14 protein-coding genes and 1 pseudogene are annotated in these 15,470 nt (G+C 69.6%); 8 read left to right on the top strand and 7 right to left on the bottom strand.

Annotated elements, in window-relative coordinates:
* Nucleotides 1-92 precede the first annotated feature (92 nt).
* From R4I43_RS24030 to R4I43_RS24005, 6 genes are all read left to right on the top strand, one after another.
* Nucleotides 93-1,028: a LysR family transcriptional regulator gene (locus R4I43_RS24030; RefSeq protein ID WP_324267956.1), complete on the top strand. Its 936-nt coding sequence runs from the start codon at nucleotides 93-95 to the stop codon at nucleotides 1,026-1,028.
* A 142-nt stretch (nucleotides 1,029-1,170) separates the two neighbouring features.
* The gene (locus tag R4I43_RS24025) at nucleotides 1,171-2,526 is read left to right on the top strand and encodes an MFS transporter (RefSeq protein WP_324267955.1); all 1,356 of its coding nucleotides are present in this window, start codon (nucleotides 1,171-1,173) and stop codon (nucleotides 2,524-2,526) included.
* Entirely contained in the window at nucleotides 2,526-3,605 is a 1,080-nt protein-coding gene (locus R4I43_RS24020) for a Gfo/Idh/MocA family protein (protein WP_324267954.1), read from the top strand. The genes R4I43_RS24025 and R4I43_RS24020 overlap by 1 nt, the downstream gene beginning before the upstream one ends.
* The gene (locus R4I43_RS24015; protein ID WP_324267953.1) at nucleotides 3,602-4,453 is read left to right on the top strand and encodes a TIM barrel protein; all 852 of its coding nucleotides are present in this window, start codon (nucleotides 3,602-3,604) and stop codon (nucleotides 4,451-4,453) included. Before R4I43_RS24020 ends, R4I43_RS24015 begins: the two co-directional genes overlap by 4 nt.
* The gene (locus tag R4I43_RS24010; RefSeq protein ID WP_324267952.1) at nucleotides 4,446-5,321 is read left to right on the top strand and encodes a shikimate dehydrogenase; all 876 of its coding nucleotides are present in this window, start codon (nucleotides 4,446-4,448) and stop codon (nucleotides 5,319-5,321) included. The genes R4I43_RS24015 and R4I43_RS24010 overlap by 8 nt, the downstream gene beginning before the upstream one ends.
* Nucleotides 5,314-7,008 (top strand): FAD-binding protein, encoded by a 1,695-nt coding sequence (locus R4I43_RS24005; RefSeq protein WP_324267951.1) that lies wholly within the window; start codon nucleotides 5,314-5,316, stop codon nucleotides 7,006-7,008. The genes R4I43_RS24010 and R4I43_RS24005 overlap by 8 nt, the downstream gene beginning before the upstream one ends.
* A gap of 168 nt (nucleotides 7,009-7,176) precedes the next feature.
* Here R4I43_RS24005 and R4I43_RS24000 read toward each other — a convergent pair whose 3' ends face one another.
* The 7 genes from R4I43_RS24000 to R4I43_RS34410 form a co-directional block, all read right to left on the bottom strand.
* Complete coding sequence (locus R4I43_RS24000) at nucleotides 7,177-7,353, bottom strand: hypothetical protein (RefSeq protein ID WP_324267950.1); 177 nt, start codon at nucleotides 7,351-7,353, stop codon at nucleotides 7,177-7,179.
* Between the two features lie 494 nt (nucleotides 7,354-7,847).
* A complete protein-coding gene (locus R4I43_RS23995; RefSeq protein WP_324267949.1) occupies nucleotides 7,848-8,519 on the bottom strand; it encodes an IclR family transcriptional regulator in 672 nt (223 codons plus the stop codon).
* Between the two features lie 91 nt (nucleotides 8,520-8,610).
* Nucleotides 8,611-9,147, bottom strand: coding sequence for a gamma carbonic anhydrase family protein (locus R4I43_RS23990; RefSeq protein ID WP_324267948.1), 537 nt, complete (start codon nucleotides 9,145-9,147; stop codon nucleotides 8,611-8,613).
* Nucleotides 9,148-9,173: 26 nt separating this feature from the next.
* On the bottom strand, nucleotides 9,174-10,562 hold the full coding sequence (locus R4I43_RS23985) for a 2-hydroxycarboxylate transporter family protein (RefSeq protein ID WP_324267947.1): 1,389 nt from the start codon (nucleotides 10,560-10,562) through the stop codon (nucleotides 9,174-9,176).
* A 14-nt stretch (nucleotides 10,563-10,576) separates the two neighbouring features.
* Nucleotides 10,577-11,548 carry a hydroxymethylglutaryl-CoA lyase gene (locus R4I43_RS23980; RefSeq protein WP_324267946.1) on the bottom strand — a complete coding sequence of 324 codons (972 nt, stop codon included), beginning with the start codon at nucleotides 11,546-11,548 and terminating at the stop codon, nucleotides 10,577-10,579.
* A complete protein-coding gene (locus R4I43_RS23975) occupies nucleotides 11,548-12,777 on the bottom strand; it encodes a CaiB/BaiF CoA transferase family protein (protein ID WP_324267945.1) in 1,230 nt (409 codons plus the stop codon). Before R4I43_RS23975 ends, R4I43_RS23980 begins: the two co-directional genes overlap by 1 nt.
* A 39-nt stretch (nucleotides 12,778-12,816) precedes the next feature.
* Nucleotides 12,817-13,137 carry a CoA transferase gene (locus tag R4I43_RS34410; protein WP_407691305.1) on the bottom strand — a complete coding sequence of 107 codons (321 nt, stop codon included), beginning with the start codon at nucleotides 13,135-13,137 and terminating at the stop codon, nucleotides 12,817-12,819.
* Between the two features lie 650 nt (nucleotides 13,138-13,787).
* On the opposite strand from R4I43_RS34410, the pseudogene R4I43_RS23965 reads away from it, so the two are divergent.
* Nucleotides 13,788-14,610, top strand: a pseudogene (locus R4I43_RS23965) (aldehyde dehydrogenase family protein); the annotation flags it as partial.
* A gap of 283 nt (nucleotides 14,611-14,893) precedes the next feature.
* The coding region (locus R4I43_RS23960) for a sugar phosphate isomerase/epimerase family protein (RefSeq protein WP_324267944.1) at nucleotides 14,894-15,470 on the top strand (577 nt) is incomplete at its 3' end.

Here is a 15,470-nt window from a genome sequence, read left to right as displayed (position 1 = left end):
CGGGCGGATTGTGTGCACCGCGCGCCAGGACTATGTAAGATTTTATGTAAAATCACGAACCGACTGTGCTTTCAGGGAACTATAAGCGGAACGTGCTGCAGCGCAAGCCCCTGCAGTCAGGAAGGTTCACCGTGGAGATCCGGTGGCTCGAGGCGTTCATCGCCGTTGCCGAGGAACTGCATTTCGGTCGTGCGGCCGCCCGGCTGCGGCTGGCCCAGTCACCCCTGAGCCAGACCATCCGCAAGCTGGAGAAGGAGCTCGGGGCGACGCTCTTCGACCGCAGCACTCGCAGCGTCGCGCTCACCCCGGCCGGACAGGCGTTCCTGCCGCACGCGCACCGCGTGTTCGAGGAGCTGGAACTCGCCCAGCAGGCGACCCGGGCGACCTCGGGCGTGGTGTACGGGACGGTGGCCATAGGGTTCTCCGGAGCGCTCAACCACCTCACGCTGCCGCCGCTGACCAGGGCCGTCCGCCAGCGCTACCCGAACATCTCGCTGTCGCTGACCGGCCGCGTGATGACCAGGGGAGGGGTCGAGCAGCTGGAGCAGGGCGCCCTGGACATCGCGTTCGTCGGACTGCCGATCGACCCGTCCCCAGTGCGCACGCGGCGGGTCGGGCGCGAGCCGCTCGGCGCAGCGCTGCCGATCGACCACCCGCTCGCCGGCGAAACCGCCATCGACCTCGCCGACCTGGCCGAGGACGGCTTCATCACCATCCCGGCCGCCGCCGGATCGTCCCTGCAGGAGCTGGCCACGCAGGCGTGCGTCAAGGCGGGGTTCCGCCCGCGCGTCGTCCAGGAGATCACCGACCCGTACATGATCCTGACGCTGGTGTCGGCCGGGGTCGGCGTCGCGCTGATGCCGGCGGGCATCTCCGACATCATGCCCTCGGCCTCGGTGTTCGTGCCGCTGCGGGGCGAGCAGACCCACATGGAGCACGCACTGGCGTGGCTGGACGACAACCCCTCGCCGGTGACGCGGGCGGTGCTGGAACTGGCCGAAGAGGTGCTGCCCCATCCGGCCGACTGATTATGCTGTTTGAACACATGGTGTAGGTGAAACCAAGTATTGGACTGGGCATAGTCGTTGCTGCGATTCTCTTCCGCACCGCCCGACACCCCCCGTTCGGGAACCGGATCTCCGTCGATGACGCCGGATCGGAAGGAACGCCATGTCCCCCACGCCAGCAGAGGCTCCGCCGTCGAGCGGTACCCGCAACAACCCCCGGAAGGCCGCGCTCTCCGGATTCCTCGGCAGCACGCTGGAGTACTACGACTTCTTCATCTACGGCTCGGCGGCCGCGCTGGTGTTCGGCGAGGTCTTCTTCCCCGACGCCGGCGCGACCGGAGCGCTGCTGTCCATCGCGACCCTCGGCGTCGCCTACGTCGCCCGCCCGCTCGGCGCGATCCTCTTCGGGCACTTCGGCGACCGGTTCGGCCGCCGCAACGCCTTGATGACCACGCTGCTGCTCATGGGACTGTCGACGTTCCTGATCGGCTGCCTGCCGAGCTACGACCAGGTCGGCATCGCCGCGCCGATCACGCTGGTGGCCCTGCGGCTGCTGCAGGGCCTGTCGGCAGGCGGTGAATCGCCCGGTGCGAGTTCGCTGACCGTGGAGCACGCCCCGGACGGGCGCCGCGCGTTCTTCACCAGCTTCACCATGAGCGGGATCATGTTCGGGATCGTCATCTCGAGCCTGGTGTTCATCCCGATCGCCGCGCTGCCTGACGAGCAACTCCTGTCCTGGGGCTGGCGAATCCCGTTCTGGCTGAGCATCGCGGTCACCGCCGTCGCCTACTTCCTGCGCCGCTCGCTGGCCGAGCCCGAGGTCTTCTCCGAGCTGCAGGAGTCCGCAGAAACCGCCAAGGCGCCGGTGTTCGAGCTGTTCCGGCACCACTGGGCGACCCTGCTGCGCATCGCGGTCTGCGCGAGCTTCGCCATGGTCAACACCATCGTCAACGTCTTCGCGCTCTCCTACGCCACCCAGGTCGCCGGAATCTCGAAACCGACCATGCTCGCGGTGATCTCGGTGGCGAACATGGTCGCCGTCGTCACCCAGCCCGCTTACGGGCTGCTCGCCGACCGGGTCGGGCGCAAACCGGTCTTCATCACCGGGCTGGTCGGGGTCAGCGTGATGGTGTTCGTGTTCTTCCACGCCATCGGCACCCAGAACGTGCCCTGGATCTACCTCTCGGCGGTCCTGCTGATCGGCTTCTGCTACGCCGCGCCCAACGGCGTGTACCCGGCCTACTTCCCGGAGCAGTTCCCGGCCCGAGTCCGCTACAGCGGCATGGCGATCGGACTGATGATCGGCCTGCTCGCAGCCGGGTTCACCCCGTTGCTCGCCTCAACGCTCACTGCGGGCGACGAGGCGAACTGGACTCCAGTGGCCTGGATGTGCGCCGCGTTCGTGCTGGCCTCCGCGGCCGCCGCGCTGACCGGTCCGGAAACCTTCCGCACGCCGACCTCCCGGCTCGGCGAGAGCCGGCCGCAGATCGCCGACGCCCCCGTTCGGGCGGTGCGGTGATGACCCGGGCGCTGCGGGCGGCGATCATCGGGTGCGGCAACATCGCCGGCAACCACGCCGCCGCCTACCACGACCTGCCTGGCGTCGAGCTCGTGGCCTGCACCGACGTCTCGCCGGAACGCGCCGAGCGGTTCGCCGCCCGGCACGGCACGGACGCGATCGGCCCCGACGAGCTGTTCGACCTCGACCTGGACCTGGTCAGCGTCTGCACCCCGCACCCGACGCACGAATCGGTCGTCACCCGAGCTGCCGCGCACGGCGTGCACGTGCTGTGCGAGAAGCCGATCGCCATCGAACTCGGTTCGGCCGCCCGGATGGTGGCAGCGTGCGAGGCGGCGGGCGTCGCCCTCGGCGTGGCGTTCCAGCGGCGCTTCTGGCCCGCCGCGCAGCGGATCCGCGCGGCGATCGACGATGGCACGCTGGGAACCCCGGTGCTCGGGCACGCTTCGGTGCTGCTGCACCGCGACACCTCCTACTACACCGCCGATGCGTGGCGCGGTTCGTGGGCGAGCGACGGTGGCGGGGTTCTGATGACCCAAGCCGTGCACAACATCGATCTGCTGCAGTGGTTCATGGGAGACGCGGTCGAGGTGTCGGCGGCCCACACGACCGTCAAGCACGGAGAGGCGATCGAGGTCGAGGACACGGCCGTTGCGACCCTGCGCTTCGCCTCGGGCGGCCTGGCCACCTTGGCCGCCTCCACCGCGCTGACCCCCGGCCTCGGCACTCGGGTGCAGGTCGTCGGACGCACCGGCGCGAGCGCGGGTCTCTCCGAGTACCCGGAGGGAAGCGAAGCGCGGATCGACGTGTGGGCGGTGCCCGGCGCCGAGTCGGCGGAATCGCCGTTCGGTCTCGGACTGCGCGCAGACCTCACCCTGCCGGAGATCAACGGCAGCCTCGCTCCGTTGCACACCTTGCAGATCACGGATTTCGTCAGCGCTGTCCGCGAGAAACGCGCTCCGGCGGTCACCGGGCGGGAGGCCGCGAAGTCGCTGGCGATCCTCACCGCGCTGTACGCCTCGGCCTCATCCGGCCGGCCGGAGCAGGTCCCCGCTCTGAAGGAGGAGATCACCTCATGAACCCGATCGGGCTCGCCCACCTGACGCTGCTGCGGCTGAGCCCTCCCGAGCTCGTCAGCACCGCCGCGGAGGCCGGTTTCGACTTCGTCGGCGTCCGGGTCAGCGCTGTGACAGCGGGGGAGCACCAGTACCCGATGGAGCCGGGCTCGCCGATGTCGCGCGAGACGCTGCGGCGGCTCGACGCCTCCGGCCTGACCGTTCGCGACGTCGAGTTCCTGACGCTCCGCCCGGAAACCGGCCCGGCCAGCTGGCGGCCCGCCCTGGAAGCCGGTGCTGCTCTCGGTGCCCGAACGATCAGCGTCGTCGGCTCCGACCCCGACCGGAAGCGCCTGGCCGACACGCTGGCCGCGCTGACCGCCGACGCCGCGCCGCTCGGCATCCGGCCGACCCTGGAACCCATCAGCTACCAACCGGTGAGCACCGTGGCCGAGGCCGCCGCGATCGCCGGGGCCACCGGTGCGGCCGTGCTGCTCGACGCCCTGCACATCCAGCGCGGTGGCAGCTCGATCGACGACGTCCGAGCTCTCGATCCCGACCTCGTTCCGTGCCTGCAGGTGTGCGACGGCCCGCTCGCTGTCCCGGAACACCTCGACCTGCCCGAGGAGCTCCCGCTCGGGATGAAGGCCGACGGCTCGGTGCTGCAAGCCGAGGCCCGCGTCCAGCGGGAACTCGTCGGCGACGGCGAGCTCCCGCTGCGGGAACTGCTCGCGGCCGTGCCCGATGGAACACCGCTGAGCGTCGAGGTGCCGCACGCTGCGCTGCAGACGCGCCTCACCTCGCTGGAGTTCGCGCGGCGCAATCTGGCCGGCGTGCGCGCACTGCTGACCGAGACGAGCGCCCATGTCTGAGGTGATCGTCCCGGTGCGCCACCGAGTGGCCTTGGTGGGCGCAGGGATCGGCGGCTCGTTCTCGCCCGCGCTGCACGAGCGCGAGGCGGCCGCGCTCGGTCTCGACTACACCTACCGACTGCTCGACCTCGACCACCTTCCCGCGCGGTGGACCTTGAGGGAAGCGGTCGGGGAGGGTGCGACCGGGTTCAACGTGACGCATCCGGCGAAGCAGGCCGTTCTCGAGCAGCTCGACGAGCTCTCCCCGGACGCGCGGGCGCTCGGCGCGGTCAACACCGTCTCCGTCGACGGCGATCGGCTCATCGGCCACAACACCGACCACAGCGGATTCCTGTCCGGTCTGCGGCACGGACTCCCGGACGTCCGGCAGGACCGGGTGGTCGTGGTCGGGGCCGGGGGCGCCGGTTCTGCCGTCGCCTACGCCCTGGTCGTCACCGGAGCAGTGGTGGCGATCGCCGACGCGGACCCAGCACGCAGCGAAGACCTGGTCGCCAGGCTGCGCGAGCGTTTTCCGGAGGCCACGATCACCGGTCTGCCCGTCGAGCGGGTCCCCGCCGAACTCGCTCGGGCCGACGGAGTCGTCAACGCAACTCCGATCGGCATGACCGGCCACCCCGGTCGGCCCTTCGATACCGGCGCCCTCGAGCCTCGGCACTGGGTCGCCGAGGTCGTCTACCGCCCGCTGTCGACGGCCTTGCTGCAGGATGCGCGCGCGACCGGATGCCGATGCCTCGACGGGGGAGCGATGCTCGTCTCCCAGGCCGCGCGAACCCTCGCCCTGCTCACCGGAACCACACCCGACCTGGACCGGATGCGGCGGCACCTCAGCGAACTCGTCGCCAGCGAGGAGGAAGCGAACCATGACTGACGATTGGGACCACGAGGTCGACCTCCTCGTCCTCGGCACCGGCGCGAGCGGCATGGGTGCCGCGGTCGTCGGCGCCGAAGAGGGACTTTCCGTCCTGGTGCTGGAGAAGACCGAGTGGCTCGGCGGGACCACGGCCTACTCGGCCGGGACGTGCTGGATCCCCGGGCACCAGCACCAGGACGATCCCGCCGCCGACAGCGCCAGCGCGAGCCGCTACCTCGACGCCCTCGTCGGCGAGCGCGCCCCGCGCGAACTCCGCGAGACCTACCTCGCGGAAGGGCCTGCCATGCTCGACTACCTGAAGCGGGTCGGCGTCGAGTTCTGGCACTCCAAGACCGTCGTCGACTACCACCCCGAGATCCCCGGCTCAGGCGTCGGCCGGGCCCTGGAACCGAGCACCTTCGACGGCCGTGCGCTCGGAAAGGCCCGCTTCGGTCGAATCCGGCCACCGGTCCCGGAATTCGCGCTCTTCGGCGGGACGCTCATGGTCCGGCGGCCCGAGGTCAACCAGCTGCTGAGCATCTTCAACGGATCGATGCGCGGCGTGGCCGTAGCACTGCGCCTGGGGGTGCGTTGGGCGGCGGACCGACTCCGCTACCCGCGTGGCACTCGGCTGGCCATGGGCAACGCCCTGGTCGCCAACCTCTACGACAAGCTCCTGCAGCGCTCCGGCGACGTCTGGTTCACCGCCCGCACCACCGACCTCGTCGCAGACGAGTTCGGACAGGTCGTGGGCGCGGTCGTCTCGCACCGCGGTCGCACCGTCCGGGTGGCGGCTCGGCGCGGTGTCGTCCTGGCGGCTGGCGGGTTCTCCGCCAGCCCGGAACTGCGCGCCGAACACCTTCCCAGACCCACGCCGCAGTTCACCCGGGTCGGGGAGGGCGCGACCGGCGACTCGATCGCTCTCGCCCGTTCCGTCGGTGGCGTCCTCGGTGAGTCCTCCGGCGACAACGCCCTGTGGTTCCCCAGCTCCATCGGCCGTCGCCGCGACGGCTCCACCGCGGTCTTCCCGCACATCTGGGACCGCGCGAAACCCGGCATCATCGCCGTCAACGCCACAGGACGCAGATTCGTCGACGAGTCGGTGTCCTACCACCGCTTCACCCGCGCGATGTACGACTCGCACAAGTCCGTCCCCACCATCCCCGCCTGGCTCGTCCTGGACTCCCGGACCCTGCGTCGGAACGGACTCGGCATGGTCTACCCGCACCTGCCCAAGCCGCTGCTCAAGCAGCACGTCGATGCGGGCTACCTGCACACCGGGCACACGATTCGTGAGCTCGCCACCGCCATCGGCGTCGATCCGGATGGTCTTGAACGCACCGTGGCCGACACCAATCGCGACGCCCGCTGCGGCGTCGACGAGGAGTTCGGGAAGGGGACGAGCCCCTTCGGCCACCAGTACGGCGACCCGGCACATGCTCCGAACGTCAACCTCGGCCCGATCGAGACGGCCCCCTTCTACGCGATCGCCGTGGTCCCTACCCCGCTCGCCACCGCGCTCGGGTTGCGCACCAACGCCAATGCGCAGGTGCTGGACGCATCGGGCGAACCGGTCCCCGGTCTCTATGCCTGTGGAAATGACGCCAATTCGATCATGGCTTCCGAATACCCGGGAGCAGGCTGCCAAGTAGGCGCAGGTCTGACCTTCGGTTACCTCGCAGCACGCCACGTCGCCGCTCGGTAACGGGCGGTGGCGCCGTAGGGGCGACTGGTGCTCGATGTGGTGAGCGGCAACCCTGGGCTGTCCATTCGCGCTGGTGAAGTCCGAACCGGCGTGGGCACTGCTCGACCTGTCCTGTCGGCGAGGCGGCGCCTGGCATCACCTGGTGTTGGATCTTGCCCGGGAGGCGAGTCACCCCCGCGGCCGGCGCAGCAGAGGAGTGTCGATCGCCGTTTCCGGTGATCGAAAAGTCGTGATCGCGTTCGACCCGGAACTGCCGTTGACTCCCGTGGGGTGGTCGCCGCAGGCGCGGTTGATGATTACGCAGTTGGCGTCGATCTTGGCGTCCTTGTTCAGCTCGCAGGTCACGCGCAGGCCCTGGGAGGCGCTATGCTCCGCCGGATCCGTTTCCGCCTCGGGCGCGGGCGCAGCGGGCGGCGCGACGACGCCGGGGGCTTGCGGCGGGGCTCTCGGACGAGCATCCCGACAGTGGCAGCTGAGCGGCGGCGGCTCCGGTGGTGGTGGCATCGGGCGAGCTTGATCATGTGCTGTGCCGCCGGGGGTGCGGTGGATGTTTCAGCAGCGAACCCTCCAGGCCAGCCTGCTGACGGCCGGCGCAGCTGTGACCTACGGCGGGTACACACTGCTCCACCTGCAACGGCTTTGAGCCGAGCAACGACTCGCGTCAACTGTCAATTCTCCTCGGCGGGGCTGCACGAGAACAAGCACCTGCGGCCGATAGCATGAGCATGTCTTCAATAGTGACGCGAACTACCAACTGTGCCAAGCAGGTGAGTTGCGCGACGAGGTGTCGTCGGTTACGGCCGCTTCGATCTTGTCGGCTTCAAAGTCCAGAAGTACCGTCAAGCCCCGTGGAGCGCGTCGGAGAGCTGTGCGGCGGCCGAGGCGACGGTTTCGCCGTAGACCGTGCCCGGGCCGGCGTCGTCGACGCGGATCACCGGGGCTGAGAGGCAAACGGCTGCGACGGTTTCACCGGAGGGTCGACGAACGGGTGCGCTCACGGAGCACAGGCCCGGGGTGCGTTGCGAGACGCTTTCGGCCCAGCCGGGCTTTCTCATGGGTTCGGTGAGGACCTTGGCCGCGGAGCCGCCTGCATCGAGTGGGAGCAGGGTGCCGACCGGGACGGAGGCGCGGAGCTCGGCGGGGGAGTCGACGCTGGCCAGGCACAGCCGGTGTTCGCCGCGACGCACCCAGAGCTGGGCGGTCTCGCCGGTCTGCTGCTGGAGGTCGGTCAGCACGGGTGCGCAGATCTGTTCGAGGTAGGGCGAGGAGAACCGGGGTCCGAGGTGGAGTCGACCGTCGTCGTCCCTGCTGAGCAGGGTGTGGGCTATCATCGAGCTGACCAGTCGGTGCGTGGTTGGGACCGACAGCCCGAGGTGGCGGGCGAGTTCGGAGGCGGTCATGTGCCGGACCTCGACGGCGTCGAGGACGGCGACGACCCGGTCCAGGACTCCGACACCGGTCGAGCGAATGATCGGTCCTGTTTCGGCTCCCGCGAGTGCGTCTGTGGTCACGGTTCCAGAGTAAGGCGGGATGCCGCCGGCCCCGGGCGGGGAGGTTCTCGTGGCGGTGTCGCGGCCCCGCCCGGGGTTGGCGGGCACGGCCTCAGCCCGCCACTGCCGCATCGCTGATGTCGCGGTGGCGGACCGACAGGTCCTGGTAGGCCTCGGCGTTGTGCCGCAGGTGGTCGAGCTCGGCGTTGCGCAGCTCGCGCCGCACCTTCGCCGGAACGCCGGCCACCAGGGATCGCGGTGGAATCTCCATGCCCTCGGGCACCAGGGCGTTGGCCGCCACCAGCGACTCGGTTCCGATCACCGCGCCGTTGAGGACGGTGGCGTTCATGCCGATCAGGCATCCGTCCTGCACGGTGCAGCCGTGCAGGACCGCTCCGTGTCCCACCGACACGCCGTCACCGATCTGCGCGGGCGAACCGGGGTCGGCGTGGACGGTGGCACAGTCCTGGACGTTGCTGCCGGCGCCGACCGAGACCGACTCGGTGTCGGCGCGCAGGACTGCGCCGTAGAAGACGCCGGTTCCCGCTCCGATGGTGACGTCCCCGACCACCGTGGCGGTGTCGGCTATCCAGGAATGCGGGTCAACGGCGGGAACGCGGTTCCCGATGGCCAGCACGTTGCGTCGCATGTCATCTCCTCGGTCGGGTTGCGGTGTCACAAGGGTGTGGCCAGCAGGGGTGCGATCATGGAGGTCACGAAGAGCACGACCGCGCCGCCGAGCCGGTTGGTCAGCGCGGCGAAGGGCATGAGGTGCATCCGGTTGGCCGCGGACAGCACGGCCACGTCGCCGCTGCCACCGGTGTCGGCCATGACCAGGCCCGGGGTGATCGCGGCTTCGACGAAGTGGAACTTGACGAGCCAGCCCAGCAGGCCTGAGGTCAGTGTCGCGCTGAGGACTGTGACTGCGGTCAGGACCAGGAACAGCGGACTGCTGAGCGATGTGAGCACGTCGGCGATGTCAATGTAGGTGAGGCTGACGGCGACCAGCAGTGCGGGGACGAACAGCTGCGTGACCATCGCGCCCCAGCTGGTGCTGGCCTCCTCGAGGTGGCGCGGGAGGAGACCGGCGATCTTGACGATGGCGGCGGCGATGATGGTCCAGGCGTAGGGGTGTAGGACGGGCAGCAGTCCGCCCAGCAGTTCGCCGAGGACGAAGAGCAGGCCGGCGATGAGCAGGCCTTGACCGAGCGCGGTGTAGGTGGCCTTGTTGCGGCCCGGTGCGGTGTCGTGCCCGATGTCGCGTCGCTGGGCGCGCATGAGCTGGCCGTGGCCGTCGAAGCCGACGAACAGCTGCTTCTCGCGCCTGCCCAGTCCGTTGTAGACGCCGGCGATGACGATGCACAGGATGTTGGCGACGACCACGGCCGACATCAGCTGACCCATGAACGCGTCCGGGTTGCCGCCGGTGGCTCCGGCGTACATCTCCGACATCGGGACCGCTCCAATTCCCAGTCCACCGGCCATGATCGGTGCTGCGACGAGCAGAATCGCCTGCACGAAGCCGAATCCCAGAAGGGAACCGACGGCGCCGGCGATGAGGAAGGTCAGGGTCAAGCAGCCCAGCAGCGGGACGGCGAAGCGGGGTCCCGCGCGCAGCAGCAGCGTTCGGGGCATGCCGAGGATGCTTCCGGCGATGATGGTGATGACCAGGAAGTCCAGGAATCCGCCGTCTTCGACGAATCCTGATACGACCCCTTCGGCAGTTTGTGGGAACGCTCCGGCGAACAACAGGACGGCGGGGACGAAGGTGCACAGGATGGTGGGAAGTCCGCAGTCGCGCAGCACCGGTACTTGCTTCCCGATCCACATCAGCAGACCGCCGGTGACCATGGTGATGGCGAAGCCGGACAGCAACGAGGTGGGCAGGTGGTCGGTCAGGGCCGCGGCGAGCAGAACGGCGGCGCCGACCAGCCACACCGCGGGCGGCAGACCGGCGAGTTCCGGGCCGCGCAGCAGGAGCGGTGGCCGGTTGGTGGTTTCGGTCGTCGAATCAGGATGATGAACGGAGGTGCTCGCGGAATCGCTGTTGTGAAGGGTGGACATCGTTGTCTCCCGTGTCACCGGCCGCTGTTGGCCGGTGGAAGGTGTCGCGGAGTACCTGCGGCATCGCAGGGGGAGGGGTGGTGCGTCGCCCCGGGATCGGGGCGGCCGGATTCGGGCGTTGGTTGGGTGAGCGGGCTGCCTCGGCGCAGCGCGTCCTTGACGACGACCACGGCCTCGTCGAGCAGAGCGGGGTCGATGCCGGTGTCGTATCCGCGCTGGTGGAGGTGGTCGACGAGGGTTTCGGTGGCGATGTTGCCGTGCGCTCCCGGTGCGAAGGGGCATCCGCCGTAGCCGCCGGTCGCGGCGTCGAAGCGGGTGATGCCCAGCTCCAGGGCGAGGTCCACGGTGCGCAGGGCCTGGCCCAGGGCGTTATGCAGGTGCAGTCCGATCACGGCCTCCGGCAGTGCTTCCCGGACCGCGGCGATCGAGCGTGCGACGTGGTGCGGGTCGGCGGTGCCGAGGGTGTCGGCCAGGCCGATCCGGGTGATGCCGATGTCGGCGTAGGCGTAGGCAACCTCGACCAGCCGCGGCGGTGCAACGTCGCCGTCGAAGGGGCAGACGAATGCGGTGGCCACGCCGCCGGTGAAGCGCACGTGCGGGTGGTCGTCGACGACTCCGTCCAGGTCGGACAGAGCCTCCCGCACGCTGCGCCCAGCGTTGGCGCGGCTGTGACCTTCGGCTGCTGAGACGACCAGGCACACCTCGGAGGCCCCGGCGTCCACGGCGCGCTGGACGCCGCGCCGATTGAGTGCGAGGGCGCTCCACCGGACACCCGCTTCCCGCGGCAGCCCGCCGACCAGTTCCTCGGCGCCGGTCATCTGGGGCACCTTGGCTGAGTGGACGAACGAGGCCACCTCGATCCGGGTGAGCCCCGCGGCGACGAGCGCGTCGGCGATGCGCAGCCGGTCGGTAACGGAGACCACGACCGGCTCGTCCTGCAACCCGTCGCGCATCACCACGTCGGTGATCTCCACCTGCGGCACCATTAGATCACCCCCTGGCCGCGCAGCACGGCGATCCGGTTGGAGCTCAGGCCGAGCACGTCACCCAAGACGTGTTCGGTGTGCTGGCCCAGGTCGGGTCCGGCCCAGCGCAGGTCTCCAGGGGCTCCGGGAATCTGGGGGACAACGCCGGGGAAGCGGATCTCCTCGGGCTCGGTGTCGACGGTGACCTTGAGCGGTCGCAGCATGCCACGGGCGGCGAAATGCGGGTCGTCGGCGATGGCGGCGGCGTCGTAGACCGGTCCGATCGGCACTCCCGCTGCGCTCAGGATCTCCACAGCTTCGGGCGCGGTGTGCCGGGTGGTCCAGTCGCTGATCGCTCCGTCGAGCTCGGCCTCGCGCGCGAACCGGGCGTCGCCGTCAGCCAGCGTGGAGTCCTCGGCCAGATCGGCGCGGCCGATGGCAGTCATCAACCGGGCGAACGCGCCGCTGGAGTTTCCGGCGATCATCACCGACTGCCCGTCCGAGGTCGGGTAGACGCCGCTCGGGACCACGCCTGGCAGGTTGCCCGCCGTTCGGCGCCGGACGGTCCCGTAGGCGTCCAGGTCCGGCACGAGCGATTCCATGGCCATGAACACCGATTCATAGAGCGCGACATCGGCGACGCGGGGACCTTCGTGCGGGCGGCCGGTGGCGCGGGCCAGCAGCAGCATCAGCGCGCTGATCGCGCCGTAGAGACCGGCCAGCGCATCGCCGATCGGTGCCGCCGGGCGTACCGGGGATCGGTCCGCGTGCCCGGTGACCTGTCGCAGCCCGGCGAACGCTTCGGCGACCCCGCCGAATCCGGCGCGGTCCTTATAGGGTCCGGTCTGGCCGTAGCCGGACATGCGCACCAGCACGACGTCGGGGTTGACGTCGTTGAGCCGGTTCGGGCCCAGACCCCAGCGCTCGAGCGTTCCTGGCCGGAAGTTCTCGATGACGACATCGGATTCGCGGACGAGGTCGAGGACCAGGTCGCGGCCCTCGTCGGTGCGCAGGTCCAGGGTGACGGACTTCTTGTTGCGGGCGATGGTGCGGAACAACATCGAGGTGGTCCCGCGGCTTCGCCTCCAGCCTCGGAGCTCATCGCCGACGTCGGGGCGTTCGATCTTGATGACCTCGGCGCCGAAGTCGGCGAAGATGCGGCTCGCGAACGGCGCGGCGATGAAGTTCCCGAGCTCCAGAACACGGAAGCCGGTCAAGGGCGGGTTCGGTGCGACATCCGTAGGGGGCATCGCTCACTCCCTCATTTCTCGATAATTGAGCAACGTTGCTCAATTTGAAAGAAACGGTAGGTCCCAAACACCGTGGTGGACAAGTCCCCCAGCCCGAAAACCTTCCGCGTCAAATCGCGCCGCTTCCAACGTGCTCTCGGGGGCCAGGCAGAGGACGCACGGTGGACACGGTCCGCACGCAAGCACCCCGATCATGCCGTGGAGAACCGGCGGTGTCCGCGATCGGAGCCGCTGGCCGGACCGGTAGCCGGCAGCGCGCCCGGTCACCGGCCGCAGCCCACCGAAGGCTTCGGCGACGCCACCGAATCCGGCTCGGTCGCGGTACGGGCCGGTTTGGCCGTAACCGGAGATGCGGACCATCACGAGGCCCGGATTGACGGCGGTCAGGTCCTCCCGGCGAGGTTCCAGCGCTCGAGCGTGCCGGGCCGGGATTTCTCGACCACGACGTCGAAGTACCGGACCAGGGCGAGCGCGAGCCCGCGGCGACACGGGAGCGCCGCGCCTAAGCGACCTTCGCGCCCACTCGCCCCTATGGGGTATGGGACGGAGCATGTCGAGGCTCGCTGGAGCAGACGCATCCCACGCTCAGCCTCCGGAAGCCGGCTGTCGTACCGAGAGAAGTAGCCCCCTTAACTCGGGCGGGCCCAAATCTTGTCCCCGCCAGCGATCTGATGGTCGTTGTAGGCGCGGGTGTCAACATGACCAGCCCGCGGCTGGCCAACACGATCAAACTCGGAGCAGATGCGATGCTCGCGATGTTCGACGCCACACCCGAGGGGTCGTCGACGTCATCCAGGGCAGGGTGCCCTACAGGCACGTTGCCGGTCACCTTCCGTCAGCGTGGAAACGGTGGACCGCAACGCTCCAGATGTCCCACGCCCACATGTCGTACTGGATGGGCTTGCATGAGCCGTCGTATTCACCGTGGCCGAGTAGCTCTTCAGCGTACTCGCGCTGGACGTTTCGCCAGATCGAGAAGTCCGCGGCGACGGCGGCCGGGATGACCGATCGTCGGTTCCACCCCGATCGCCAAGCACGTGCACGACGCCGCCGGCGCCCACGGCAAGCGGGTGCAGGCGCTGGGCGGGGCGAAGAACCACATGCTGGCGCTGCCGGACGCCGACCTCGACCAGACCGCCGACGCCGCGGTCTCGGCAGCCTACGGTTCGGCGGGCGAGAGGTGCATGGCCGTCTCGGTGGTCGTCGCGGTCGACCCGATCGGCGACGAGCTGGTCGACAAGATCGCCGAACGCGCCCGCAACCTCACCATCGGACCGGGCAACGACCCGGCCTCGGAGATGGGCCCGCTGATCACCGCCGCGCACCGGGAGAAGGTCGCCTCCTACGTGCCCGGGCCCGCGAGCAGGGCGCCGAGGTCGTGGTGGACGGCACCGACTTCAAGGTCGACGGGCACGAGAACGGGTCTTCGTGGGCGTGAGCCTGCTGGACAAGGTCACCCCCGACATGGACGCCTACCGCGACGAGATCTTCGGCCCGGTGCTGGCCGTGGTCCGGGCGTCCTCCTATGAGGAGGGCCTGGAGCTGATCAACTCCTCGCGGTGGGGCAACGGCACGGCGATCTTCACCCGCGACGGCGGTGCCACTCGCCGCTTCCAGATCGAGGTCCAGGCCGGCATGGTCGGCGTCAACGTCCCGATCCCGGTGCCCGTGGGCTACCACTCCTTCGGCGGCTGGAAGGACTCGCTGTTCGGCGACCACCACATCTACGGAAACGACGGCGTGCACTTCTACACCCGGGGCAAGGTCATCACCACCCGGTGGCCCGACCCGAGCGACGGCGGCATCGACCTGGGCTTCCCCAGCAACAGCTGAACGGCGGAGCGCTGAGGTTGGTGGCTGGGTGCAAACCTGGCCACCATGGTCGGTGCTCCTCGGAGCCGAGGGTTTTGCCAGCCGTTGGACCCATTGGGCGGAGAGTTCGGTGGTTCCCTCCGGGGAGGGCCAGCCCATTGACTGACAAGAACGGCAGTTCGCCGGGGCGAGCCACGGCTCCGGGCTGCCGGACGGAGGAGGGTTCGATGACGACGACGTCCGAGACCACCCCGCGAACCGTGGCGGGAAATCTCTGCCTGGGCTCCGCGCCTGACTCGTGGGGGTGTGGTTCCCCGAGGACGAGCACCAGGTTCCCTACACCCGCTTCCTCGACGAGCTCGCCGAATCCGGCTACGGCTGGCTGGAGCTCGGCCCGCCCGGCTACCTGCCGCTGGACCCGCAGCGGCTCGCCGACGAGGTCGGCTCGCGGGGCCTGCAGGTCTCCGGCGGCACCACCTTCGGCGCGCTGCACCGGCCCGAGGAGTGGGAGCAGATGCTCGCCGAGGTGAGCAAGGTCGCCGAGCTGACCGCCGCGGTCGGCGCGCACCACCTGGTGTTCATCCCGCCGATGTTCCGGGACGAGAAGACGGGTGCGTTCACCGAATCCCCGCAGCTGAGCGCCGACCAGTGGCGCGCGCTCGGCGCGGCGGCCGACGAGCTCGGCAAGATCCTGCTGGAGGAGCACGACGTCAGGCTGTGCCTGCACCCGCACGCCGACAGCCACATCCAGACGCAGCCCGAGATCGAGCGCTTCCTCGACGCCACCGACTCCCGCTACGCCCAGCTGTGCCTGGACACCGGGCACGTCGCGTACGGCGGCGGCGACAACCTCGACCTGATCAGGCGGTTCGCCGAGCGCA

It is taken from the genome of Saccharopolyspora mangrovi (assembly GCF_035320975.1).
GTDB lineage: Bacteria > Actinomycetota > Actinomycetes > Mycobacteriales > Pseudonocardiaceae > Saccharopolyspora > Saccharopolyspora mangrovi.
This window is presented reverse-complemented; position numbering and strand designations above follow the sequence as displayed.